Source organism: Kitasatospora indigofera, from assembly GCF_014655955.1.
GTDB lineage: Bacteria > Actinomycetota > Actinomycetes > Streptomycetales > Streptomycetaceae > Kitasatospora > Kitasatospora indigofera.
In genome coordinates, this window is the sequence record NZ_BNBO01000016.1 from 25,677 (window position 1) to 49,950 (window position 24,274).

Annotated in this window: 23 protein-coding genes; 12 read left to right on the forward strand and 11 right to left on the reverse strand. The window is 75.7% G+C overall.

All coding sequences use genetic code 11. The annotated features are described in order from the left end of the window. Positions 1–61: 61 nt before the first annotated feature. The 4 genes from IE329_RS16325 to IE329_RS16340 all read left to right on the forward strand — a co-directional run bounded on the left by IE329_RS16325 (position 62) and on the right by IE329_RS16340 (position 5,766). Positions 62–1,432 (forward strand): MFS transporter, encoded by a 1,371-nt coding sequence (locus IE329_RS16325; RefSeq protein ID WP_229927489.1) that lies wholly within the window; start codon positions 62–64, stop codon positions 1,430–1,432. A gap of 129 nt (positions 1,433–1,561) precedes the next feature. Further along, a complete protein-coding gene (gene asnB / locus IE329_RS16330) occupies positions 1,562–3,394 on the forward strand; it encodes an asparagine synthase (glutamine-hydrolyzing) (protein ID WP_190211607.1) in 1,833 nt (610 codons plus the stop codon). A 30-nt stretch (positions 3,395–3,424) separates the two neighbouring features. Further along, a complete protein-coding gene (locus IE329_RS16335) occupies positions 3,425–4,711 on the forward strand; it encodes a cytochrome P450 family protein (RefSeq protein ID WP_190211608.1) in 1,287 nt (428 codons plus the stop codon). A 110-nt stretch (positions 4,712–4,821) separates the two neighbouring features. Further along, the gene (locus tag IE329_RS16340) at positions 4,822–5,766 is read left to right on the forward strand and encodes an L-tyrosine/L-tryptophan isonitrile synthase family protein (protein ID WP_229927490.1); all 945 of its coding nucleotides are present in this window, start codon (positions 4,822–4,824) and stop codon (positions 5,764–5,766) included. A gap of 99 nt (positions 5,767–5,865) precedes the next feature. On the opposite strand, the gene IE329_RS16345 is transcribed toward IE329_RS16340, so the two are convergent. The 3 genes from IE329_RS16345 to IE329_RS16355 are packed head-to-tail and all read right to left on the reverse strand — an operon-like array spanning position 5,866 to position 8,846. Then, a complete protein-coding gene (locus IE329_RS16345) occupies positions 5,866–6,696 on the reverse strand; it encodes an ABC transporter ATP-binding protein (RefSeq protein ID WP_190211609.1) in 831 nt (276 codons plus the stop codon). Next, positions 6,693–7,757, reverse strand: coding sequence for a FecCD family ABC transporter permease (locus IE329_RS16350; protein WP_190211610.1), 1,065 nt, complete (start codon positions 7,755–7,757; stop codon positions 6,693–6,695). The genes IE329_RS16345 and IE329_RS16350 overlap by 4 nt, the downstream gene beginning before the upstream one ends. Then, entirely contained in the window at positions 7,758–8,846 is a 1,089-nt protein-coding gene (locus tag IE329_RS16355) for an ABC transporter substrate-binding protein (protein WP_190211611.1), read from the reverse strand. It lies immediately after the preceding gene. A gap of 284 nt (positions 8,847–9,130) precedes the next feature. On the opposite strand from IE329_RS16355, the gene IE329_RS16360 reads away from it, so the two are divergent. Together IE329_RS16360 and IE329_RS16365 are read left to right on the forward strand one after the other, a co-directional pair. Further along, a complete protein-coding gene (locus IE329_RS16360; RefSeq protein ID WP_190211612.1) occupies positions 9,131–9,895 on the forward strand; it encodes a DUF1775 domain-containing protein in 765 nt (254 codons plus the stop codon). A gap of 168 nt (positions 9,896–10,063) precedes the next feature. Continuing rightward, the gene (locus IE329_RS16365) at positions 10,064–10,315 is read left to right on the forward strand and encodes a DUF4331 family protein (RefSeq protein WP_229927491.1); all 252 of its coding nucleotides are present in this window, start codon (positions 10,064–10,066) and stop codon (positions 10,313–10,315) included. A gap of 89 nt (positions 10,316–10,404) precedes the next feature. Here IE329_RS16365 and IE329_RS16370 read toward each other — a convergent pair whose 3' ends face one another. The 3 genes from IE329_RS16370 to IE329_RS16380 all read right to left on the reverse strand — a co-directional run bounded on the left by IE329_RS16370 (position 10,405) and on the right by IE329_RS16380 (position 12,387). Continuing rightward, a complete protein-coding gene (locus IE329_RS16370; protein ID WP_190211613.1) occupies positions 10,405–11,196 on the reverse strand; it encodes a VOC family protein in 792 nt (263 codons plus the stop codon). Between the two features lie 285 nt (positions 11,197–11,481). Next, on the reverse strand, positions 11,482–11,763 hold the full coding sequence (locus tag IE329_RS16375) for a hypothetical protein (protein WP_190211614.1): 282 nt from the start codon (positions 11,761–11,763) through the stop codon (positions 11,482–11,484). 249 nt (positions 11,764–12,012) lie between these two features. Beyond that, positions 12,013–12,387, reverse strand: a complete 375-nt coding sequence (locus IE329_RS16380) for a DoxX family protein (protein ID WP_190211615.1) — start codon at positions 12,385–12,387, stop codon at positions 12,013–12,015. Positions 12,388–12,539: 152 nt separating this feature from the next. On the opposite strand from IE329_RS16380, the gene IE329_RS16385 reads away from it, so the two are divergent. Then, positions 12,540–13,028, forward strand: coding sequence for a MarR family winged helix-turn-helix transcriptional regulator (locus IE329_RS16385; protein ID WP_190211616.1), 489 nt, complete (start codon positions 12,540–12,542; stop codon positions 13,026–13,028). Positions 13,029–13,069: 41 nt separating this feature from the next. On the opposite strand, the gene IE329_RS16390 is transcribed toward IE329_RS16385, so the two are convergent. Continuing rightward, positions 13,070–14,020 (reverse strand): hypothetical protein, encoded by a 951-nt coding sequence (locus IE329_RS16390; RefSeq protein ID WP_190211617.1) that lies wholly within the window; start codon positions 14,018–14,020, stop codon positions 13,070–13,072. Between the two features lie 534 nt (positions 14,021–14,554). Here IE329_RS16390 and IE329_RS16395 point away from each other — a divergent pair. Beyond that, a complete protein-coding gene (locus IE329_RS16395) occupies positions 14,555–15,721 on the forward strand; it encodes a DNA topoisomerase subunit B (RefSeq protein WP_229927492.1) in 1,167 nt (388 codons plus the stop codon). 108 nt (positions 15,722–15,829) lie between these two features. Here the strand turns inward: IE329_RS16395 and IE329_RS16400 are convergent, their stop codons facing one another. Next, positions 15,830–16,426, reverse strand: coding sequence for an HD domain-containing protein (locus tag IE329_RS16400; RefSeq protein ID WP_190211618.1), 597 nt, complete (start codon positions 16,424–16,426; stop codon positions 15,830–15,832). 263 nt (positions 16,427–16,689) lie between these two features. Between IE329_RS16400 and IE329_RS16405 the strand changes: the two genes are divergently transcribed. Together IE329_RS16405 and IE329_RS16410 are read left to right on the forward strand one after the other, a co-directional pair. Beyond that, positions 16,690–17,265: a dihydrofolate reductase family protein gene (locus IE329_RS16405; RefSeq protein WP_190211619.1), complete on the forward strand. Its 576-nt coding sequence runs from the start codon at positions 16,690–16,692 to the stop codon at positions 17,263–17,265. After that, entirely contained in the window at positions 17,262–18,239 is a 978-nt protein-coding gene (locus tag IE329_RS16410; RefSeq protein ID WP_308438376.1) for a GNAT family N-acetyltransferase, read from the forward strand. The genes IE329_RS16405 and IE329_RS16410 overlap by 4 nt, the downstream gene beginning before the upstream one ends. A 20-nt stretch (positions 18,240–18,259) precedes the next feature. Here IE329_RS16410 and IE329_RS16415 read toward each other — a convergent pair whose 3' ends face one another. Then, entirely contained in the window at positions 18,260–21,034 is a 2,775-nt protein-coding gene (locus IE329_RS16415) for a helix-turn-helix transcriptional regulator (RefSeq protein ID WP_190211620.1), read from the reverse strand. A 287-nt stretch (positions 21,035–21,321) separates the two neighbouring features. Beyond that, entirely contained in the window at positions 21,322–21,747 is a 426-nt protein-coding gene (locus IE329_RS16420; protein WP_190211621.1) for a BrxA/BrxB family bacilliredoxin, read from the reverse strand. A 396-nt stretch (positions 21,748–22,143) separates the two neighbouring features. On the opposite strand from IE329_RS16420, the gene IE329_RS16425 reads away from it, so the two are divergent. Beyond that, on the forward strand, positions 22,144–22,299 hold the full coding sequence (locus IE329_RS16425; protein ID WP_190211622.1) for a hypothetical protein: 156 nt from the start codon (positions 22,144–22,146) through the stop codon (positions 22,297–22,299). Positions 22,300–22,491: 192 nt separating this feature from the next. On the opposite strand, the gene IE329_RS16430 is transcribed toward IE329_RS16425, so the two are convergent. Continuing rightward, positions 22,492–23,505, reverse strand: coding sequence for an NAD(P)/FAD-dependent oxidoreductase (locus tag IE329_RS16430; RefSeq protein ID WP_190211623.1), 1,014 nt, complete (start codon positions 23,503–23,505; stop codon positions 22,492–22,494). A gap of 124 nt (positions 23,506–23,629) precedes the next feature. Between IE329_RS16430 and IE329_RS16435 the strand changes: the two genes are divergently transcribed. Beyond that, positions 23,630–24,223 (forward strand): helix-turn-helix domain-containing protein, encoded by a 594-nt coding sequence (locus tag IE329_RS16435; RefSeq protein WP_190211624.1) that lies wholly within the window; start codon positions 23,630–23,632, stop codon positions 24,221–24,223. The last annotated feature ends 51 nt before the right edge of the window (positions 24,224–24,274 follow it).

Genomic DNA, 24,274 nt, shown 5'->3' on the forward strand with positions numbered 1-24,274 from the left:
AGGATGAACTCATGCGGCCGCACGGGCTGACCTCCCCGCAGCGCGGACCGGGGGAGACCCGGTGACCCGGACGGCGGACCCCGCCCCGGCGGCGGTGGCGGACCGCTGGAGCCTGGTGGCGGTCGCGGGGATGCTGTCCTTCGTCGCGATGCTCGACATGAACATCGTCAACATCGCCCTCGTCGACATCGCCCGCGACCTGGGGACGTCCGCCCGGACCGCCCAGTGGGCGGTGCTCGGCTACCAGCTCCCGCTCGTCGCCCTGCTGCTGCCGGCCGGGCGGCTGCTCGACCGGGCCGGCGTCCGCCCCGCGCTGCTGACCGCGGTCGGCGGCTTCGCGCTGGCCGGCGCGGCGGCCGCCACGGCGCCCTGGGCCTCCTGGCTGATCGCCGCCCGGCTCGTCCAGGGCGCCTTCGGGGCCGTGCTGTTCGTGCTGATGCCGGTGCTGGCGATGCGCTCCGTCCGGCCCGGGCTGCGCGGCCGGGCGATGAGCGTGCCGGCCACCCTCGGCCCGCTCGGCGCGGTCACCGGACCGGCGCTCGGCGGCCTGCTGCTCGATCACCTCGGCTGGCGGGCGGTCTTCCTGGTGAAGCTGCCCGTCTGCCTCGCCGCCTGGGTCCTCGCCCGCCGTCACGCACCGCCCGGCGGACGGCTCGGCCGGCCCGATCCGGCCACGCTCGCCGACGCGGGCCTGGCCGGCGGAGCCGTCGCGGCGCTCCTGCTGGCGCTCAGCCTCTCGCCCGGCTCGCCGGCCTGGCTGCTGCTGGCCGTACCCGCCGTACCGCTCACCCTGTGGTGGCTGCGCGGGCCCGGCGGCCGGCCGGTCCTGGCGGTGCTGCGCGAGGGCCGTACCCACGGCCTGCACACCGCCGTGCTCGGCCTGGCCGCGGGCTTCGCCGCCATGCACTACCTCGTCGCCCTGCACCTGCAGCGCGACGAGGCGCGGAGCGCCACCGCCACCGGGCTGACGGTGCTCTGCTTCCCGCTCGCGATGGGCCTGGCCGGGCCGGTCGGCGGCCGTCTCGCCGACCGTTTCGACGCCCGCAGGGTCGCGGCGGCCGGCGCGGGTGTCACCGCGCTCGGCCTGACGCTGCTCGTCCCGCTCGGCGCGGACTGGTCGCTGCCGGCGGTCGGGTGGCGCCTGGCGCTCGCCGGCGCCGGCATGGGCCTGTACGGGGGGCCGGTCCAGGCCCTGGTGATGACCGGCGCGCCACCGGGCGCGACGGCCACCGCCGGGTCGGCCGTCCAGCTCGCCCGCAGCCTCGGCTTCACGCTCGGGCCGGCCCTCGCCGCCGCCGCCTGGGGCCTGGGCGGCGGGGGGACGGGCGGCACCCGCACCGGACTCGCCCTCGCCGCGGCCGCCGCCTGCCTCGCCGCCGGCCTGATCGCCCGCCCCGGCAGGCCGGCCGCCCGCCCGACCGCCGCCGCCTGACGCGGCGCGCCGGACATACCCGGTACCCGAAACCGCCCGGTACCCGAAACCGCCGGCACCCCACCCGCCCCGGCGTGCGACACGCCCACCGTCCGACGTTTCGTCACCACCCCAAGGGAGAGCACGCGCATGTGCGGAATCACCGGCTGGGTCTCCTTCCACCAGGACGTCCGCGACACCGCCCCGGTCATCGAGGCGATGACCGCCACCATGGCCCGGCGCGGCCCCGACGCCGGCGGCGTCTGGCTCGGCGCCCATGCCGCCCTCGGCCACCGCCGGCTGTCCGTCATCGACCTCGACGGCGGCGCCCAGCCCATGACCGACCGGCCCGACCGCCCGCAGGTGGTGCTCAGCTACAGCGGGGAGGTCTACAACCACCACCGGCTGCGCGCCGAACTCCGCTCCCGGGGGCACCGGTTCACCACCCGCAGCGACACCGAGGTGGTGCTGCGCGGCTACCTGGAGTGGGGCGGGAGCCTGGTCGACCACCTGGAGGGCATGTTCGCCCTCGCGATCTGGGACGAGCGCGCCGAGCGGCTGCTGCTGGCCCGTGACCGCCTCGGCGTCAAGCCTTTGTTCTGGGCCGAGGCCGACGGCGGCCTCGCCTTCGGCTCCGAGCCCAAGGCCCTGTTCGCCCACCCCGGGATCAGTCCCCGGGTCGACGCCGACGGCCTGCGCGAGGCGTACGGCCTGCTGTTCAACACCGGCCCGACGGTGTGGGCGGGGGTCCGCGAGGTCCAGCCCGGCGGCCTGCTCACCTTCGACCGGTCCGGCCGCGTCGAGCGCCGCTACTGGCAGCTGGAGGCCCGCCCGCACACCGACGACCGGGACGCCACCGTCGAACAGGTCCGCTCCCTGGTCGACCGCGCCGCCCGGGCTCAGCTGGAGGCCGACGTCCCGCTCTGCAGCCTGCTCTCCGGCGGCCTCGACTCCACCGTCCTCACCGCCCTGACCGCCGACGAGCTGCGCCGGACCGAAGGCCCCGGGGCGCGCCTGCGCTCCTACGCCGTCGACTACAGCGACCAGGCCGAACAGTTCACCGGCGACGTGCTGCGCACCGGCCACGACACCCCGTTCGCGACCGAGGCCGGCGAGTTCATCGGCACCGACCACTCCACCGTCGTCCTCGACCCCCGGGCCCTGCTCGACCTCGACCACCGCCGGGCCGTCGTCGCCGCCCGGGACTCCCCGATCGGCGTCGGCGACATGGACACCTCCCTCTACCTCCTGTTCGGCGAGATCCGCGAGCACTCCACCGTCGCCCTCTCCGGGGAGGCCGCGGACGAGGTCTTCGGCGGCTACCCGTGGTTCCACGCCCCCGAGGCACTCGCCGCGCGGACCTTCCCCTGGCTGCTGGTCACCGGGGACGAGGCCGCCATGCCGCTGGACCCGGGCCTCGCCGCCGCGCTGCGGATGGGCGAGTTCCGCGCGGACACCTACCGCGACGCGCTCGCCGCCGTACCGCACCTGGACGGCGAGAGCCCGGTCGAGCACCGCCAGCGCGAGATGCAGCACCTGTCCCTGACCCGCTGGCTGCGCCAGCTGCTGCACCGCAAGGACCGCCTCTCGATGGCCCAGGGGCTGGAGGTCCGAGTCCCCTACTGCGATCACCGGCTGGTCGAGTACGCCTTCAACACCCCCTGGGAATTGAAGAGTTACGACGGGCGGGAGAAGAGCCTGCTGCGCGCGGCCGGCCGGGGCATCGCCCCCGCATCGGTGCTGTGGCGGCCCAAGAACCACTACCCCAGCACCCACCACACGGACTACAACCGTGGCCTCCAGGACCTCGCGCGCGAGGCCCTCGACGTGCCGCAGGTGCGCGACCTCGCCGACGGGAGCGTCCTGAAGGCCACCCTCGACACCCCCGCCGACCAGCTCCGGTGGGGGCACCGGCTGCGCCTGGAGCGGGTCGTCGACCTCGCCCTGTGGCTGGACGTCCACCGCCCCGCCCTCGCCCTCTGACCCACCCGTCGCACCCGAAGGAGCCCTCCGATGACCTCCCCCGAGCACGCCCCGGCGGCAGCCGCCGGCGCACGCTGCCCCGTCACCGGCGTCACCGCCGCCGAGCCGGTGCCGCTGTACGGGAGCGCCTACAAGAGCGACCCCTACGACCTCTACCGCGAGCTGCGCGACGCCGGCCCCGTCCACCGGGTCCGCTTCCCGTCCGGCATCGCGGCCTGGCTGGTCACCGGCTACCAGGCCGCGCACAGCACCCTGAACGACCCACGCCTGGGCAAGAACCACGCACTGGGCAACGACAACTGGCGCGCCCTCGCCTCGATCATGCCCGAGCCCCAGCACTCCCAGCTGCAGGTCCACCTGCTGCACCAGGACCCGCCCAAGCACACCGGCATGCGCCGCCTCGTCCTGGACGCCTTCGCCCCCCGCCGGATCGAGGCGCTGCGACCGCGCTTCCAGCAACTGGCGGACGCTCTCGTCGACGCGCTGCCCGAGGAGGGCGGCGCCGACCTCGTCCAGGGCTTCGCCGCGCACTACCCCTTCCAGGTGCTCGCCGAGGTCATCGGGCTGCCGCCCGAGCTGGCCCGCCGGTTCGACCGGGACTGGGGCAAGGTCGTCCAGCCCGTCGGGCCCAACGACCCCGGCCGCCCCGCCTACGAGGGCCGGCTGCGCGCCCTGCAGGGCTACATCGCCGAGATCGTCGCCCACCGGACCTCGCACCCCGGCGACGACCTGCTCAGCCGGCTGGTCGCCGCCCGGGAGCACGGCGAACTCAGCCGGGAGGAGCTGGACTCGATGATCTTCCAGCTGCTGGTCGCCGGCCAGGAGCCCGTCACCAACCAGATCAGCACCATGCTGGTGACCCTGCTGCGTCACCCCGGCCAGCTCGCCCGGCTCCGCGACACTCCTGAGCTGTTGCCCCGGGCGATCGAGGAACTCCTGCGCCACGACAGTGCGTTCGAACTCACCACCTGGCGCTTCCTCGCCGAGGACGGCGACCTGCACGGCACCCGGGTACCGGCCGGCGACTCCGTGATCGTCTCCCTCTGCGCCGCCAACCGCGACCCGGAGCAGTTCCCGGACGCCGACACCCTCGACTTCGACCGCACGCCCAACGCGCACCTCGCCTTCGGCCACGGCGTCCACTTCTGCCCCGGCGCCGCCCTCGCCCGCGCCGAACTCCGGACCGCCGTCGGCACCCTGCTCCGCCGGCTGCCCGGCCTGCGTCCCGCCGGCGACCTGGACCAGCTGGCCTGGATCCCGGCCGTGCTGGCCCGCGGGGTCAACAGCCTGCCCGTCGTCTACGACCGGCGCTGCTGAATCGAACCAGCAACCCCTGACCCAATGACCCCTTGATCGCGTCCGTCCAGGGCGCCCCGGCACCGACCGCCGCCGGGGCGCCGAACAGTCATGCCCTCGTGGAGGAACCCATGCCGCCCGTCGGCACCGTCATGCCGCCCGCGCCGTCCGTCGGACAGACCTGCGCCGCCGTCCTGGAGCTGCTCCTGCCGCACCGCCGGGCCGCCGACCCGGACACCCCGGCCACCGCCGCCGACTTCCCCGAACAGCTCACCCAGCTGGCCGAGTTCGTGACGGCCGGCGATCAGATCCTCTTCACCCTGCCCGGCTTCCCCTGCAAGTCGCCCAGCCCCGCCAAGGTCCTCGGCCACCTGCCGGACGAGGGCGAACGGCTCTCGCTCACCTTCCTCGACGACCTCTGCGCCGCGGTGGGCGCGGTGTACCGGCCGGGTGCCCGGATCGCCATCTGCTCGGACGGGCACATCTTCGGCGACCTGATCCGGGTCCCCGACCACCACATCGACGCCTACGCCGACGAACTCGCCGCCATGATCCGCCGGGAGGGCCTCCAGCACCTCTCGGTGTTCGACCTGCGCGACGTCCTCGGCGACCTCCCGCACGCGGAGAAGCGCGCCCGGGTGCACGCGGCGTACGCGCCCACCGTCGAACAACTCCGGGCCGAGGTACGGTCGGACGAGGCGACCCTCGCCCTCTACCGCGGTATCACCCGCTTCCTCACCGAGGACACCGCCGGCTTCACCGGCACCAGGTCGGCCCTCCAGCGGGAGTGCCGGCAGCGCGCCTACGGCGTCATCCAGCGCAGCCGCGCCTGGGGCGACCTGATCGCCGAGCACCACCCGCGCTCGGTGCGCCTGTCCATCCACCCCCAGCGGCGCGGCGCCGCCAAGTTCGGCATCCGCCTGCTCGACGCCGAGGACGCCTGGACCACCCCCTGGCACTCGACCGTGCTGCACCGCCCGGACGGCAGCTGGGAGTTGCTGCGCCGCTCGGAGTCCGAGCGGGCCGGCCGCCTGGTGCTCCGCGACGGACGGCCCAGCCACTTCGAAGCGGTGTAGACGGTCGTAGGTCCCGGTACCCGCACCGAGGGGGCGGGCACCGGGACCTACCTGCGTGCCCGGACCTACTGCGGCGCCGGACCTACTGCGGCGCCGGCCCTACGGGTGGCCGGACCTGCTGACGAAGGCCCGGCCGGCGCCGCCGGACGGGTGCGGACCGGCCGGCTCCCGGTGGTCGAAGGCGATCAACGGGTCACCGGTGAGCGGGTGTTCCACCACCGCCGCCCGGACACCGAACACCTTCGCCAGCAGCTCGGGGGTGAGCACCTCGCGCGGAGTGCCGGAGGCCACGACCGCCCCCTCGTGCAGGACGTGCAGCCGGTCGCAGAGCGAGGCCGCCGCGTTGAGGTCGTGCAGCGAGATCACCGTGGTGCGCCGCTGGGCCCGCAGCAGGGCGAGCAGCTCCACCTGGTGCTGGACGTCGAGGTGATTGGTGGGCTCGTCCAGCACCAGTACGTCCGGTCGCTGGGCGAACGCCCGTGCCAACAGGACGCGTTGACGCTCACCGCCGGACAGGGCCGCGAAGCCGCGGCCCTCGTACCCGGCCAGGCCCACCTGGTCGAGGGCGTCGGCCACCGCCTCGTGGTCGGCGGCGTCGTCCCCGGCGAACGCCCGCTTGTAGGGGGAGCGGCCCATCGCCACCACCTCGCACACCGTGAACTCGAAGTCGCCGCCGCGCTCCTGCGGCAGCGCGGCGATGTGCCGGGCCGTCTCGGCCGTGCTCATCGAGCGGATGTCGCGCCCGGCCAGCAGCACCCGCCCGGTGCGCGGCCGCAGGTGCCGGTACACGGTGCGCAGCAGGGTGGACTTGCCGCTGCCGTTCGGCCCGACCAGCCCGGCGATCTCGCCCTCGGCGGCGACCAGGGTGACGCCGGAGACGATGTCGCGGCCGGCCAGGGTGACGGTGACGTCGTCGATCGAGATCCTCATCCGCGCTCCAGGCGTCGGTCCAGCAGGAACAGCAGGACGGGTGCGCCGATCAGTGCGGTGACCACGCCGATCGGTACCTCCTGGGTGTCCAGGGCGGTGCGGGCGAGGGTGTCGACGACGACCAGCAGGACGGCCCCGGCCAGGGCGGAGACCGGCAGCAGGCGGCGGTGGTCGCCGCCGACCAGCAGCCGGCAGACGTGCGGGACGAGCAGTCCGACGAAGCCGATCGCCCCGGAGACCGCGACCAGGACGCCGGTCAGCAGGCTGGTGACGGCGAAGAGTTCGCGGCGCAGCCGGGTGACGTCCACGCCGAGGCCGGCCGCCGTCTCGTCGCCCATCAGCAGGGAGTTCAGGGAGCGGGCCCGGGCCTGGAGCGCGAGCAGCGCCAGGCAGACGGCCGCGGCCGGGACGGCCAGCTGGCTCCAGGTGGCGCCGCCGAGGCTGCCCATCAGCCAGAACAGCACCCCGCGGGTCTGCTGCTCGTCGCCTGCCTGCAGCACCAGGAAGCTGGTGAACCCGGACAGGAACTGGCCGATGCCGACCCCGGCCAGCACCAGGCGCAGCGGCGAGAAGCCGCCACCGCGCCGGGCCAGCGCCCAGACCAGGGCGAAGGAGGCCAGGGCGCCCGCGAAGGCGGCCGCGGACACCCCGAGGCCGAGCCCCGAGCCGACGCCCGCGCCGAGGACGATGACGGCGACGGCGCCGAGCGAGGCCCCGGAGGAGATGCCGAGCAGGTAGGGGTCGGCGAGCGGGTTGCGGACCATCGCCTGGACGGCGGTGCCGACCAGGCCGAGTCCGGCGCCGACGACGGCCGCCAACAGGGCCCTGGGTGCGCGCAGTTGCCAGACGATCAGGTCCCGGGTGCCCGGCTCGGGCGCCTCGCCGGCGATCCGGCGGCCGACCACGGTCCAGACCTCGCCGACCGGGATGTCCACGGCGCCCAGCGAGACCGCCAGGGTGAGGGCGGCGACCAGGGCCGCGGCGAGGGCGGCCGCGACGAGGCCGGCCCGGGCGGCGCGCACCGGCCGGCCGGCGGCGGGGGCGGCGGACAGGGCCGACATCTACCGCCCGCCCTTCACCAGGTCCGGGTGGACGGCGGCGGCGATCAGCTGGACGGTGTCGGCGTTGCGGACCCCGCCGATGGTCGTCACCTCGGAGCCGATCCGCAGGAAGTGCCCCTCCTGGACGGCCTTGAGCCCCTTGGTGGCGGGGAACTCGCGCAGGAACCTCTCGGCCTCGTCGAAGGCCTTCGCGTTCTCCGCCTCGCTGCCCCGGTCGCGCACCCCGAGCTGGATCCAGTCGGGGTTGCGGCCGACCACCTCCTCCCAGGCGACGGGCCTGAAGTCGGCGTCGCAGTCGGCGAACACGTTCCGCGCGCCGGCCAGGGTGATCACCGCGTTGGCGACCTGCTTGCCGCAGACCGCGACCGGCTGCTTCGTCCCGGCGTCGAAGTCGAAGAAGAAGTACGTGGGCCGCTGGTCGGCGGCCAGGCCGGCCAGGGCCGCCGTCACCGCGCCGACCTTCTTCTCCATGCCGGCCACCAGCTCCTCGGCCCGCGCCGACGTCCCGGTGACCTGGCCCAGCCGCTTGATGTCGGCCTCCACCCCGGCCAGGTCCCGCTGCGGCCCCTGGGCGGTCGCCGCGCAGGCCGTGGAGGCCAGGAACACCCGCTTGATCCCCGCGGCCGCGTACTCCTGCGCGGTCGGGGCGGAGCCCATGGCGCCGCCCATGCCGCTCATGTCGGCGAAGGTCTCGACGTACAGGTCGGCGCCCGAGCCCAGCAGTTTCTCCTTGGGGATCACCATGTCGCCGAGCACCGGTACTTTGGCGCCCTGGTCGGCGACCGAGGCCGGCAGGGCGCCCTTGCCGGGCGGGAACCCGGTGCCGATCACCCGGTCCCCGGCGCCGAGGTGCAGCAGCATCTCCAGGCCGGCGGCGTTGCTGGTGACGATCTTCTTCGGGGCCGCGGTGAAGGTGGTCCCGGCGCCCGCGCAGTCCTTGACCTCGACCGGGAACCCGTTCGCCGCCGGGCCCGCCGCGGCGGCCGGGCTCGCGTCGCGGGAGCCGGAGCCGCCGTCGCTGCCGCTGCCGCAGCCCGTGACGAGCAGGGCGACCGCGGCAGCGATGCCGCACAACACGCGAGAACGCATGGAACTCTCCTGGGAAATCCGAGTGCACGGGGCCCGCCGGTGCCGGCCCGGTCCAGGTAGTCGTTCCGGTCACGGCCGGAGTTCCCGGGGGCGGCGGGTTTTGTTTCCTTCGGCTGGGTTCGGGCCCGCCGCCGGGCCGGGTCGTGCATGATGGGCGCCGTCGTCAGCCCGTCAGCCCGTCCGCCCGTCAGTCCGTCAGCCTGTCCGCCCGTCGTCCGCCCGTCGTCAGTCCGTCGCCCACCGGTCCCGGCCGGCCCGGCCGGCGGAGAAGCAGGGAGCCCGAAGTGCCCAACCGGCAGATCCGCCGCGCCGCCCGCGCCGCCACCGTCCTGGCGTTCACCACCGGGGCCCTCGCCCTGGCCGGAACCGCGGCGTTCGCGCACGTCGAGGTCGAGTCCGAGACCGCCCAGGCCCTCGCCACCAACGCCACGGTGGCCTTCAGCGCCGAGGCCGAGTCCACCACCGCGGGCCTGGCGAAGTTCCAGGTCGTCCTCCCCGAGGGCATCGCACCGGCGGACGTCACCCTCGCCGACGCCCCGGCCGGGTGGACCTTCGCGGCCACCCCGGACGGCTACACCGTCGGCGGCGCCGCCCTGGCCCCGGGCAAGGACGCGACCTGGAAGATCACCGTCCGGCAGCTGCCCGACGCGAAGGAACTCGTCTTCAAGACCCTGGAGACCTACGGCGACGGCAAGATCGAACGCTGGATCGAACTGCCGAAGGACGGCGCCGCGCCCGAGCACCCCGCGCCCGTCCTCAAGCTGACGCCCGCCGCCCCCGGCGCCACCCCGGTCGCCCCGGCGGCGCCGAGCCCCACCGTCGCCGCCCCCAGTCCCAGCCCCAGCCCCACGGTGTCCTCCACCGCGCCGGTCCCGGCCGCCTCGCCGACCGCCTCGGCCACCACCGCCCCCGCGGCGGCCACCACCAGCAGTAGCGGGGACTCCTCCTCCCCGGTCGTGCCGGTGGTCATCGCCGTCGCGGCCACCGCCGTGCTGGCGGCCGTCGGTACCTGGTGGTGGCGCCGCCGGACCCGGGGCACGGAGAGCTGACCGGACTGCCGGAGGCCGGTACCGGCGCGGGCCGTCCCGGACCCGCCGAGGCGGCCCGGACCCGCCCGGGGGCACGCGGCGGGTGTCCGGCCCGAGGACGCGAAGGAGAAGTACAACGCGGGCGAGCCCGCCGACGATTGGGCCACCTACCTGGAGCCCTGGAGCGCCGTGCTCGCGCACACCGGCGGGTACGGCCCCGAGGAGGCCGGGAAGGCGCTGCGCACCGTGCTGCCGGACGTGCTCCGCTTCGACCGTCGCCGGCCGGCCGCCTACCCGAACGGCCGCAAGCTCACCGACGACGTCACCTCGGCCCGGCTGGCGATGGTGTCCGGCGGCAGGATCACCGACGACCACATCGGCCCGCACACCGACCTGCTGCCGTCCTTCCCCTACCTGGGCCACCCGCACCCGGCCGCCTGACCGCTCCGCCGGCCGCCGGGGCGGGCCGTCCGCCGGCACCCGCCCCGGCCGGTCGGCGACCCGGGCCGGCGGCGGGACGGCCCGCCGGGTCACATCCGAGGGTCCGGCTTGAGCAGCGCGAACACCGCGCCGAAGGGGTCCGCGAGCCAGGAGATCCGGCCGACGTCCGGCACGTCCGCGGCCGGCATCAGCACGGACCCGCCCTTCTCCCCGGCCTTCGCGACGGTGGCGTCCACGTCGGTCGCGTGGAAGTACGGGACCCAGCGGGGCCGCTCCGCCCCGCCGCCCGCGCCGTCGCCCAGCGGCGCGACCCCGCCGAAGGAGGCCTCCTGGAGGTCGCCGTCCCGGACGCTGAGCACCCGGTAGGTCATGCCCGGCACTTCCATCTCCTGACTGCGCCAGCCGAAGAGGCCCTGGTAGAAGCCGATGTCGGCGACGGGGTCGGGCACGTGCAGCTCCGCCCAGATCAGGGTGCCGGGAGCGGAGGCCAGCCCCAGTCCGGCGGTCTTCCCGGGCTGCCAGAGCGCGAACTCGGCCCCCTGCGGGTCGGTGGCCTGCGCCAGCCAGCCCTCGCCCATGACGTCCATGGGCTCCATCCGGACGGTTCCGCCGCCGGCCGTGACGGCCGCGACGGTGGCCCGCACGTCCTCGGTCTTGAAGTGCACCATCCAGGCGGAGCTCGCCCCCTCCTCGGTGAGCGGCCCGAGCGCGGCGACGGTCCTGCCGTCGACCTGGAAGAAGCCGTAGCCGCCCGCCTCGGGGCCGGCCGAGACGAACTCCCAGCCGAGGACGGCGCCGTAGAACGCGGCGGCCGCGCCGGTGTCCGGGCTGCCGAGATCGAGCCAGTTGGGTGAGCCGGTAGTGAAGTCGGTGCCGAGCATCGGAGTCCTCCTCGGAGCGGGGCGATCGGGTCAGGGCCACGATGCCAACCCACGCCCGGAGCTGTCCGGGTCCGACGGCGGCGGGGCAGCGGTTTCACCCGCACGGCGGCGCCGGACCGGAGCTGCGGGGCCCTCCGCGGTGCGCCGGCACCGGACGAAGCGGCGTAGGACGAAGTGTCCCCGGACGAAGCGGCGCGGGACGAGGCGGCGCGGGACGTGCGCCGGCCCCGGCACCGCTCGGGTACCGGGGCCGGGGCCGACGCGTCGGCACGGTCGCCGGGTGGGTCAGCCCTCGCCGTCCTCGGCGAACGAGCCCGCGTCGCCGCCGACCGCCAGGGCGATGCCACCGGTGGCGGCCGCGTTGCCGCCCACCGCGAGGGCCCAGCCGTCCTCGGCGGAGGCGTCGCCGCCCACCGCCAGGGCGCCGGCCGGCCACTCGGCGGCCTCCTCGGCCTGGACAGCGGTACGCGGGGGCTGGTGGTGCGCCGCGGCGGCGGTGGCGGTGCCGAACAGGGCGAGGCCGGAGACCGCGGCGACGGCGGCGGCCTTGGCGAGGGTGGAACGCATGAAGGTCCTCCAGGAGCGGGGAATGGGACGGCACTCATGCTTCAGCACCCGCCCCCTTCCGCGTACGAACCGCTCCGTGGTCTCACCCGTTCGGACCGCCCGTCCCCGCGAACGGCCCAGCACGCGCGCCGCGCCGCCCCGGCCGCCCGCCGCGGCGGGGCGGAGTCCGGCCGGAGGGTGCGCCGGCCGTCCGGGCGAGGTCCGGGGCGACCGGAGCGGCCGCGGCCGCCCGGCCGGGCGAGCGAGCGGTCAGAAGGCCTGCGGGCCGAAGCGGCCCCAGGCGACGACGACGGCCAGGACGAGCAGGACCAGGCTCGGCGGGACGGCCTTGGCCTCGCCCCGGCGCAGGTGCACGGCGGCCGCGCCGAGCATGGTGACCGCGAGGCCGGTGGCGGCCCAGGGGACCAGGGCCGGGGCTATGTCCAGCGCGGCCGGGAGGATCAGGCCGACGGCGCCCAGGACCTCGACGGCGCCGATCGCCTTGACCGAGCCGGCCGAGAAGTCCGTGGCCCAGGTCATGCCGGAGGCGACCAGCTTCTCGCGGGGCTGGACGGCCTTGAACAGTCCGGCGGCGAGGCAGGCCGCCGCCAGCAGGCCGGCAATGATCCACAAGGTGATGTTCATCAGGTGCTTCTCCACTCGCCGACTTGAATGTTCAACCGGAAGCTACGGGTGATCCACTTGAACTGTCAAGTAAAACGGCAGGCGGGTCGACTTGAAGCCTCAAGTGGAACGAGTCGGTCACCGGATTGAACGGTCAAGCTAAAGTGGTGGGTATGAGCACCGAAGAGCCCCGTTGGCTGGACGACGAGGAGCAGGAGACCTGGCGCGCCATGGCCGGTGTGCTGGTCCGGTTCCCCGCGGCCCTGGACGCCCAGTTGCAGCGCGACGCCGGAATCTCCCACTTCGAGTACCAGGTCCTCGCGGGTCTCTCCATGACCGAGGAGCGCTCGCTGCGGATGAGCGATCTGGCGGACTTCGCCGCGTCCTCGCTCTCCAGGCTGTCCCACACCGCCAAGCGCCTGGAGGGCAAGGGATGGCTGACCCGTACCCCTGACCCCTCCGACGGCCGCTACACCCTCGCCGTGCTGACCGACGCGGGCTGGGACAAGGTCGTCGCCACCGCACCCGGGCATGTCGCCGAAGTCCGCCGGCTGCTCATCGACCCCCTGACGAAGGCCCAGTACAAACAGCTGCGGGAGATCGGCCGCCGGGTCAACGGCGCCATCGGCCCGATGAGCTGCCCGTCGGCGCGGACGACCTGAGCACCGCCGCCGCGTCCCCCGGGCCGCGCCGAACCGGACTCCTATCGCCTGCCGTGGTTCGTGGTCCTCTTCTTGAGCGCCTCGAACTGCCGGGTCAGCCGGTCGGCGTGGGCCGCGGCCTCCCCGGCCCGGGTCGCGGCCGTGGCCGCCTCCTCACGCCGGGCCCGGGCGGCGGCCGAGGTCGTCCCGTACGCGGCACGGGCCTGCTCCAGGGCCGCGCGGGCCCGCTGCACGGCCTCGTCGCTCTCCTCCGCGGCGTACTGGGCCCGGTCGGCCTCGCCCTGGGCGGCGGCAGCGCGCTTCTCGGCCTGCTTCGCGTCCTTCCTGGCCCGCTTCACCTGGCCCGCCAGGTCGGCCAGTCGGGCTTCCTCGGCCGCCTCGGCCTCCGACCGGTCCCGTTCGGCACCTGGCCGGGGCTCGTCGGGCGTGGATTCACCGCGCGTACGGCCTGCACCCGGTGACGAAACGGCTGCGGCCTCCGCCGCGGCTGTCGGGCGGGATTTGGTGCCGCCGGTGGGCAGGCTGGGCTCGGCGCCGGGGCCGAGCGCGGTGCCGAGGCGTCCGGCGGCCAACGCCGCCGCGGCGGACGGGTCGGCGAGCGCGGCCTCCAGAGTCTCCGTCAACTCCTGGGCCGGCCCGTCCCCCGCCGGCCGGCCGGCGTTCCGGGCCTCGTCGAGGGCCTGGGCGACCAGGGCCAGGACGACCTGGTGGCGCCGGACGAGGAGGTCCCGCAGTTCGGCGCCGGCGAGCTGGTCCTGGGCGGCGCGCAGGGCCTGGCCGAGGTCCAGCAGCGCCGCGGTCTCGGTGGGGTGGGCGCGGACGAGGAGGTTGGCGAGCCAGGCCGCCGTGGTGGGCCTGCGCAGCGCGCGGATCCGCTCGGCGAGGGCCCGGTCGCCCGCCCGGCGTGCGCGCCCGGCGGCCTCGTCGCGGGCTGCGGTGAAGTCCGCCGGGGCGAGGCCGTACAGTTCGTCGGCCACCTGGTCGAGGTCCATGCTCCGGTTCCTTCCTGCGGCTACGTACGTCCGGCCGGCGGTCCGGCGCGCGAGCTGCGCGGCGGGCACCCGGGGGCCGCTACTTCCTAGCGGTCGCGCGCGGGTCGGGGGAAGCGGTCCGGGTGCCGGTTCACCCGGGCGGGGCACAAGTCGTACCGGTGGCCTTTGCGTTGCTCCGGTGGTCCGGCGCGGTCCCGGCTCGGTCCGGGCGGTTCGGGGGGGCGACCGGGGGTGGCGATTCCGGGCCTTGCCGGCCCGGTCGAACCGTGCGGCCGTCCGGTCCGGGTGCCGGTGCGGCGTTCGGCGAATCCTTTTCGGATCGCAGGCCTCGGGGTCGCCCGGAACAGCGCCTTCCGGGGCCTCGGCGGGGCCTCGGCCCATCTCCGGCCGCGGCCCGTGACCACGGCGGCGACCCCGTCCTGGCAGGCGCCCAGCAGCCCGTCCACGCCCTCGGCCCAATGGCTCTGACCTGGTGTTTTCCCGAGATTCGCCTAGGCTTTGGAGTTCCGCCGCACACCTTCGGAGGGGATTCTTGTGAGCGAGGAACCGATCAGCTACGACGCCGGCGCCATCGAGGTGCTGGAGGGGTGGGAGGCCGTTCGGAAGCGGCCCGGGATGTACATCGGATCGACCGGTGAACGCGGGCTGCACCAGCTGGTGTTCGCGGTCGCGGACCGGGCGGTGAACGATGTCCTGGCCGGCCGGGCCTGCTCCGTCGGTGTCACGCTCACACCCGACGGCGGGGTGCGTGTGTCCGACGACGGGCCGGGTGTTCCGGCCGACGAGGAGGGGGCCGACGGTGGTCCGGGCCTCGAAGCCCTGCTGACCCGTATGGAGCCAGGGGCCGGGCCGGCCGGCCGCCATGACGTGACCAGCGGTATCTTCCGCCTGCAGCCCTTGGTCACCAACGCCCTGTCACGCCGCCTGACGGTGGAGGTGCGGCGGGAAGGCGTCCGCCGGGTCCAGGAGTTCGCGCGCGGCGTCGCGGTCAGCGCGCTCACCGAGGCGGGACCGGCGGACGGCAGCGGGACCAGCATCACCTTCTGGCCCGACGCCGAGATCTTCGAGGAAGTGCGCTGTTCCTTCCACGGATTGGCGGACCGGTTCCGGGAACTGGCCTTCCTGAACCGGGGCTTGGACATCTCGCTGGCCGACCGTCGTCGGGCGGACGAGCCCCGGTCGGTGCGCCTGCGGTTCCCCGGCGGGGCCCGGGACTTCGTCGCCCACCTCGACGAACAGGCCGGGGCGGCCGTTCAGGGGGACGTCCTCGGCTTCGAGCGGGAGGACCCGCGGATGGCGGGGACGCTGGAGGTGTCCCTGCGGTGGCGCGGCTCCGGTGAGGAACGGCTCCGCAGCTTCGCCAACAGCCGGCCCACCCCGGGCGGCGGCACGCACGAGTCGGGCTTCCGGGACGGGCTGGCGGCCGCGGTCAACGCGTACGCGCGTGAGCAGCGGCTGCTGACGGAGGCGGACCCCGGCCTCGACGCGGAGCGGATCGGCGAGGGCCTGACGGCGGTGGTGTCGGTGAAGCTGGACGACCCCTGGTTCGAGGGCCCCACCCGCGACCGGCTGGGCAACGACCCCGTCCGCGCCTGCGTGGGAGAGGCCGTCCGGGAACAGCTCGGCGGGTGGCTGGCGGAGCACCCGGAGCAGGCCGCAGCCGTCGTCGGCCGGATCGTCCGGGGCGCCCGCCGGAACTGACCGCCCGGACGGAGCGTCGGCCGACCCGTCCTGCCCGGTCCCGGACACCGGACCGGGCAGGCCAGGGCAGCGCACCGACGACGGTGGCGGGCCGCGGAGCGGTCGGCCTCAGCCGTGCACGGGGTGCCGCAGCTGGTACGCCAGCCGCTCGTCGGCCCGGTCGCCGATGCGGGTGAGGAACTCGTCCAGCTCCAGGAACTCCTCCCACCCGGGCCGTCCGCCCGCCCGGGCGAGTGCGGCCACCACGAGGTCCTCCAGGCCGGCGACCCGCTTGTTCTTCCAGACCTTGTCGGCGAGGCTCACCAGCAGGTCCTCGATCCCGATGCCGACGGCGTCCCAGGAGGCGTGGGTGGCGGCGAAGCGGGCCCGTTCGGGGCTCACCCCGTGGGCCAGCAGGAGTTCCTGTCCCGCGGCCTCGTGCAGCGAGCCGGGGCCGGACAGTTCGGCGATGTGCAGGGCCTTCCCGATGTCGTGCGTGGCCGCGCCGAAGAGCACCGCCTCCCGGTCGAAGGACAGGGCGGGGCAGCGCTGTCCGACCCGGTCGACGAGTTGCCGGGCGACGTCGTGGACCGCCCGCAGGTGCGCGACCAGCCGCGGCGGGGCGTCCACGCGTTGCAGCAGCGCGGCCACTTCGGCCGGCAGGGGCCGGAGCGGCGGGTCCTGGACGTCGTCCGACGCGATCGACAGCACGGCAGTGGTGGTCATCGCGCCAGGGTAGCCACCGCTGCCGACCGGCGCCCGTGCCTCACCCACCGGCACGGCACCGGCACCGCACCGGGACCGCACGCACCGGCGCGGCATCGCAGCGCGCCGGCCGGGGACCGTACCCGCGCCGCCGCCCGACCCATGCCCGGGCGGCCGGCGACCGGTCACATTACGTCGGGGTGACCGATGCCCGGCCCGCGGCGGCCGACCTAGGGTCGAAGACGTCGCCCCGAGCGTGACAGAACGAAACGAAAGCAGGCCGTGTGCGTCAGCTCACCTACTACGTCGGCACCACCCTCGACGGCTTCATCGCGGGCCCGGACGGGCAGTTCGACTTCTTCCCCTTCGAGGGGGACCTCGCCGCCGCGCTGCTGGCCGAGTACCCCGAGACCATCCCGGCCCACGGCCGCGGCCCGTTGGGCCTGGACGGGGCCGCCAACAAGCGGTTCGACACCGTCCTGATGGGCCGTGCCACCTACGAGCCGGGCCTCGCGGCCGGCGTCGCCGGCCCGTACCCGCACCTGCGCCAGTACGTCTTCTCCCGCACCCTCGCCCGGCCGGACCCCGCGGTGGAGATCGTCTCCACGGACCCGGCGGCCTTCGTCCGCGACCTCAAGCGGCAGGACGGGGCGGGCATCTGGCTGTGCGGCGGGGCGGACCTGGCCGGGCAGCTGCTGGCCGAGATCGACGAACTGGTCATCAAGCGCTACCCGGTCGTGATCGGCTCCGGCACCCCGCTCTTCCGGGCGCCGTTCCTCCCGGCCGGGTTCACGCTGACCGACTCCCGGGTCTTCAACACCGGCGCGACCATCACCACCTACGCAACGAACCAGAAGTGAGCACCCCCATGCTGTTCCGTCCCACGACCGATGCCGACCTCGACCGCGTGACCGCCGTGACGGTGGACGAACCCGTCGGCCGGATCGACGCCGACCGCTACCTCGAAGAACTGAAGGAGGGCATGTACCGCCCGGAGTGGACCTGGATCGCCGAGGACGGCGACCGGGTGGTGGCCCGCGCCCTCTGGTGGGGCCGGGCCTCCAGCGAGCACCCGGTCGCGCTGGACTGCCTGTACGTCGACCCCTCGGTGGCCGACCGCGCGGCCGTCGCGGCCGCCCTGATCACCGCGGGCCTGCGGGCCTTCGCCGAGCGGGGCGCACCTAGGCCCCCGCTCTACAACCTGACGCTGCCCACCGACTGGCGCGCGGACCCGGCGGTGGTCGCCGCCCTGGCCTGGCGGCAGGAGGCGGCGCTGGCGGCCGGGCTCACCGACGAGGTGGAGCGGCTGCGCCTGGAGTGGACGCCCGACGCCGGGCTGCCGGCCTCCGGCGGGCGGCTGACCTTCACCGAAGGCACCGACGAGGACTTCCTCGACGTCTTCCGGCGGATCGCGGTGGGCAGCCTGGACGGCGAGACGCGCCGGAACCTGGCGCTCATGGGGGCCGAGGCCACCGCCCGCGAGGAGGTGGACTTCTACCTCGGCTGTCCGGGGGAGCGTTCCTGGTGGCGCCTGGCCCGCACGCCCGACGGCCGGGTGGCCGGACTGGCCCTCCCGTCCGCCACGCCCTACAACCGCAACGTCGGCTACCTCGGCGTCGTCCCCGAACTGCGCGGGCACGGGTACGTCGACGAGATCCTGGCCGAGATCACCCGGGTGCAGGCGGCGGCGGGGGCCGGGCTGATCACGGCCACCACGGACACCAACAACGCCCCGATGGCCGCCGCCTTCGCCCGGGCGGGCTACCGGGTGGCCCAGACCCGGATGATCTACTCGGCCCCGGAGCCGGCCCCGGCCGCAGTGCCGGCCCCTTGAGGCCGGAGCCGGCCCCGGCCTCAAGGGGCCAGCAGTGAGGCGAGTTCGGTGCGGGAGCTGATGCCCAGTTTGGGGAACGCCCGGTAGAGGTGGTGCCCGACCGTCCGAGGGCTGAGGAACAGCTGGGCGGCGATCTCCCGGTTGCTCGCCCCGGCCGCCGCCAGCCGGACCACCTCGCGCTCCTGGGGGCTCAGCAGGCTGATCGGCCCGTCCTCGCGGGCGGTCAGCCCGGTCTCCCCGCCCGCGGCGGCCAGTTCGGCTCGCGCCCGGGCGGCCCAGGGCCGGGCGCCGAGCCGGTCGAAGGACTCCAGCGCGCCGCGCAGCTGCTCCCGGGCGTCGATCTGGCGGCGGAGCCGGCGCAGCCATTCCCCGTAGAGCAGCGCGGTGCGGGCCCGCTCGTAGTCGCTGCCGCCCTCGTGCAGGGTCAGCGCCGCGGTGAAGTGCTCCTCGGCCGTGCCGTCGGGGCCGGTCAGTGCCTGGCAGCGGCTGGCCACGGCCAAGAGGGCGGGCTGCCCCAGCGCGGCGGCCCACTCCCCGAGCAGCCGGGCCGGCTCCGCCGCCCGCTCCGGGCGGCCGGCCCGTCCCGCCGCCTCGACGAGGTCCGCCAGCAGGGGCAGCGCGAGCAGCGGGTGGTCGCCCTCGGCCCGGGCCGACTCCAGGTGCTCCAGCGCCGCCCCCGCCCGGCCGAGGCCGAGTTCGAGCAGGCCCAGCGCCCACCGGGCGTCCGCGGTACCCCGTCCGACCCCGCGCGGCCGGGTGTACGCCAGGGCTTCGCCGGCCAGGGCGTTGCCCTGCTCCTCGTCCCCCCGTAGGCCCGCCAGCATCGCCAGGGTGGCGCGCAGATGGGCGGCCCGGTGGGCGAGATCGTAGTACTCGGCCAGTTGCAGGCCCTCGGTGGCATGCGCCGACGCCTCGTCGAGGCGGCCGAGCGCCAGCTCCGTCCGGGCCAGCAGGTGGAGCGTGGTGGGCAGCCATCCGCCGACGCCCTGCTCACGGCAGTGGGCGACCGCTGCGGTGGCGGCCTCGCGCGCGGCCGCGTGGTCGCCGGCCAGCTGGCCGTAGATGCCGGTCATCAGCCGGTCCATCAGGCCGGCCTCGGTGGCCCGGCCGCCCGCCACGAGCGCGCTCAGCGTGCCGAGCGCGTCGAGCGCCCCGGGTACGTCGCACGCGCCGGGCGTGCCAGGCACGTCGGGCGCCCTGGGTCCGTCCGGTCCGCCGGTGACAGCGGGCGCCCCGGACACGTCGCCGGGGAACAGCCGGGCCGGCACGGCGAGCACCGGCAGGCCGGGGGCGCGGGCCGCGACCTCCCCGATCAGCGCCGCGCTCCCCGCGGACCAGGCCGCGTGGACGGCGTCCGTCAGCAGCGACGCCACCATGTCCGGACGGCCGGCGCCGGTCGCCTCCGCGCCGTCCAGCAGGATCCGGGCCGCCGTCTCCGGCCTGCGGTAACCCAGCTCCACCACCGCCCGGGCGCGCGCGAGACTCGCCGTGACGCCCGGGTCCGCGAGCGGCACGGTCACCTGGCCGGCCAGCGCCCCGCACCGCTCGTCCTGTCCGGCGTCGGCGGCCCGCTGCGCCGCCAGCACCAGGCGGCGGGCCCGCAGCAGCGGGTCCGCGGTGAGCCGGGCGGCCCGCTCGTAGGCGGCGGACGCGGACGCCATCCCCTGCCGGCTCCCGGCCCACTCGGCGACCCGCTCCAGCTCCTCGGCGACCAGGTCGTCCGGGCCCGTCGAGGCGGCGGCCAGGTGCCAGGCCCGCCGGTGCGCCTGCCCGTCGGCGCCCAGCACCTCCGCCAGCGCCCGGTGCGCGGCGATCCGCCGGGCGAGCGGCGCCCCCTGGTACGCGGCGTACCGCACCAGCGGATGCCGGAAGCGCACCACCGCCCCGGACAGGAGCAGGAACCCGGCGCGTTCCGCGGGTTCGAGGTCCTCGACCGCCGCGCCCAGTGCCGCCGCCGCCCGGAGCACCGTGGTGAGGTCACCGGTGTCGTCGGCGGCGGCCACCAGCAGCACCAGCCGGGCGGCTTCGGGAAGCCGCCGGATCTGCTCCCGGAAGCCGTCCTGGATCCGGCTCGGCAGCCCGGCGGCCGCCTCGGGGAGCGCCAGCGGGCCGAGCTGCCCGGCGCGCTGGGCGGGGGTGAGCGCGGCCGACAGCTCGATCAGGGCCAGCGGGTTGCCGCGGGCCTCCGCCATCACCCGGTCCGCGACGTACGGCGGCAGGCCCGGCAGCAACTCGGCGGCGGCCGCCCGGTCGAGGCCTTCGACCAGCAGCTGCGGGAGCCCCTTCACGGCGGCCCCGGGGGCCCCGTCGCGGACGGCGAAGAGCATCACCACGCCCTCGGCCCGCAGCCGGCGCGCGGCGAACGTCAGCATGTCCACCGACGGCTGGTCGAGCCACTGCGCGTCGTCCACCAGGCACAGCAGCGGGCCGTCGGCCGCGGCCTCCGACAGCAGCGTGAGCACCGCGAGGCCGACCGTGAAGCGGTCCCGCACCCCGTCGCCGCTCAGCCCGAAGACCGCCCGCACGGCCTCGGCCTGCGGCGGGGGCAGGGTGTCGACGAGGGGCAGGACGGGGAGGAACAGCTGGTGGAGGCCGCCGAAGGCCAGTTCCATCTCCGACTCGATGCCCTCGACCCGCAGCACCCGCCAGCCCTCCGCCCGCGCGGCGGCGTGGTCGAGCAGCGCGGTCTTGCCGATCCCGGCCTCACCGTGCACCAGCAGGACGCCGCTGGTCCCCTGTCGGGCCCCGTCGAGCAACCGCTCGATCCGCTCCCGCTCCGCGCTGCGCCCCTGCATGACCCGCCCCTGTTCCGGTGTCCCGCCCCGCCCGGCCGGACCGTGCGGGAGCGGCGGCCGGCCGCTGTCCCGATGATCTCCTCGCCAGGCATGTCCGGGTCATTATGGCTGGTCAGGGGGAGGATGCCGGAACGGACCCTCCGCCCTGGGCCGCGGTCGGGCCGTGAGGGCGGGGGAGGCCGGAGCGGCCCGGCCGGCCCCGGACACCGTCGTCCCCGTCCACCCGGGATCGGGCGAACGGGGACGACGGCGGCGCGGGGGCGGGTACGCGGCCGGGCGTGGGCCGGTCAGTCGCCGTACTCCTCGAACGAGGCGGCGAGGTCGGCGGCGAGCGCACGGGCGTCGCGGCCCTCGATGCGGTGGCGGGGGATGAAGGCGACGAGTTCGCCGTCCTTGAAGAGGGCGAAGGACGGGTTGGACGGCGGGATGTCGGGGAAGTAGGACCGCATCCGGGCGGTCGCCTCGATGTCCTGCTCGTCGAAGACCGTCAGCAGCTGGTCGGGCCGCTTGGCGGCCTCCTCCAGGGCGATCCGTACGCCGGGCCTGGCCATGCCGGCGGCGCAGCCGGTGACGGAGTTGATCGCGACCAGGGTCAGGCCCTTCTTCGCCTTCTCCATGGCGGCGTCCACGGCGTCGGGGTCGAGCAGTTCGGTGAACCCGGCCTCGGTCAGTTCCTCGCGCATCGGCTTGACCAGCATCGGCGAGTACGGCATGCCAGGGCTCCTCACTTCAAGGGACGGTTCGACTACCCAGTGTAACGACCCCGTGCGGGCGGGGACGTCAACCCGCTGCGACACGCCCGGGTCGCGTCCCTGTCGGGGCGGTGCTCGGGGCGGTGCCCAGGGTGGGCGAGCGTGCGGGGCGGCCGCCGACGTCGTCGCCCGCCGGTGCGGCAGCCGGGCGGACGTCCGCGGTCTCCCGGGAGGGTTTCGCGGCGTGGCCGCTCGCGGCCGGGGAGTGATGCTCGCACACTGACCTCGCGGCCCCGGTGCGAGGAGCCGGCCCGTCCCCGCGTGCGGCGGACCGCTGCCGACGAACCCGTCGGCGTGGACCGGCCGCCGCCGGACGGCAGGACCGCGGACGGCCACCGAAGAGAAGGAGAACCCGGCATGTCGGAGGAAGCAGCTGGTGTCGTCACGTCCGGCGGGCACCCGCCCGTGCGGACCGCCGAGGAGAGTCCCGTCCTGTCGGTACCCTTGCCGCTGCTGGCCGGCGTCGAGGCCGAGGACGACACCGAGCCGCACATCTGGCGGGGCATCGACTGAGGGTCCGGCCGGTCGAGCGAGGATCCGGCCGATGGAGCGCAGACCGGGCCGGCGGCCTCCCGTCCGTGAGGTGGGAGCCCGCCGGTGGCGGCCCCGGCGGCCCTGTCGACGTTGCTGGTCCTGTCGGCCGGGGCCGGTCCGCTGTGCACGGTCCGCTGTGCACGGTTCGTTGTGCGCGGTCAGCCGGGGCGGTCAGCCGGGGACGGTGTCGCGCCGGGCGTCGGCGAGGGCCGCGTCGGTGTCGGCGGTGACCAGGTCGGCGTTCAGGTGGGCACCGGCCAGGGCGCCGGCCGCCGCCGAGGCGCCGACCTGCGCGGCCGGATCGGTGGCGTTGCCGGCCACCCGGACGCCCGCCACCTCGGTGGCGCCGGCCGAGCCGGTGACGAAGTGCCGCCCCATGCCGTCGGGCAGCTCCCGCATCGGCAGTCCCAGGGCCTCCAGGCCCTCGTCGCGCGCCTGCATGGAGGTCGCGACGGCCAGGACGCGGCGGGGGACGAGTCGTCCGTCCGTCAGGCGTACGCCCGCGATCCCGCCGTCGTCGTCGGACACGACCCGGTCGACCGGGGTGTCGACGATCCGGATGCCGCGGGCGGTGAAGCGGGCCCGGGTGTCGGGGTCGAGCCCGGTGCCCCGGGTGAAGTAGACCAGGTCCTCGGTCAACTGGCGGAACAGCAGCGCGTGGTGGACCGAGGCCGGGCCCACGGCCAGTACGCCGACGGGTTCGTCGCGGACCTCCCAGCCGTGGCAGTACGGGCAGTGCACCACGCCGTGGCCCCAGTGCCCGGCGAGCCCGGGGACGTCCGGCAGGACGTCCCGCAGGCCGGTGGCCACCAGGAGGCGGCGGGCGTGCAGGGCGCCGCCGTCGGCCAGGGTGACGGTGAAGCGCGGATCACCGCCGGCGGAGGGTTCGGACGCGACGGCCCGGACCACCTCGCCGGTCCGTACCGTGCCGCCGTACCGGCGGACCTCGGCGCGGCCCCGGGCCAGCAGCTCGGCCGGGGGCGTGCCGTCCAGGCCGAGCAGCCCGTGCACCCCGGCGGCGGGAGCGTTGCGCGGGCTGCCGCTGTCGATCACCACCACCGAGCGGCGGGAGCGGGCCAGCATCAGGGCGCCGTTCAGCCCGGCGGCCCCGCCGCCGATCACCACGGCGTCCACGGTCCCGGCGGGCAGGTCGTCCGCCGTGCGGGCGGCCTCGGTCACGTTCATGTCGTCGTCCCTCGTCGTCGCTGCGCCGTCCGGTCCTCGTACGGCTGTCGTCGCCCGGCCGACGGTGGGGCCGGGCACCTCCGACGCTAGGTGCACCTTGCCACGAGGGCATAGCATCTTGCCCATGACGCAAGACAATGACGAGCTGGACAGCCTGGTGCGCAAACGCATCCGCGCCCTGCGGGTGGCCCAGGGCTGGTCCCTGGAGGAGCTGGCCACCCGCGCGAAGGTCAGCCAGTCCACGCTGAGCCGCATCGAGAACGGCCGACGCCGGCTGGCGCTGGACCAGCTGGTCACCCTCGCACGGGCCCTGGACACCTCCCTCGACCAGCTCGTCGAGACCGCCACCGACGACGTGATCTCCAACCCGATGATCGACGCGGCCCACGGGCAGATGCGCTGGCCCCTCAAGGCGGATCCCGGCATGACCGTCATCCGCCAGCGCCTGACCGGCCCGCCGCCCGACAACCCCGCCCGGATGCGCGCCCACCCCGGCCGGGAATGGCTGGTCGTCCTCTCCGGCACCGCGATCCTGCTCCTCGGCAACCGCCGCCTGCGGATCGAGACCAACCAGGCGGCAGAGTTCCCCACCATGCTCCCGCACGCCATCGGCGCCGAGGGCGGGCCGTGCGAACTCCTGGGCATCTTCGACCGTGACGCCCGCCGGGGGCACCAGCGCGGCGAGGACGCCGAGAAGGCGAACCGGCCGGCGCCGTGACCCCTTGCGCGTTCCGCAGCACCGCGGGCCATCTTCTTGCGCATTCCGGGA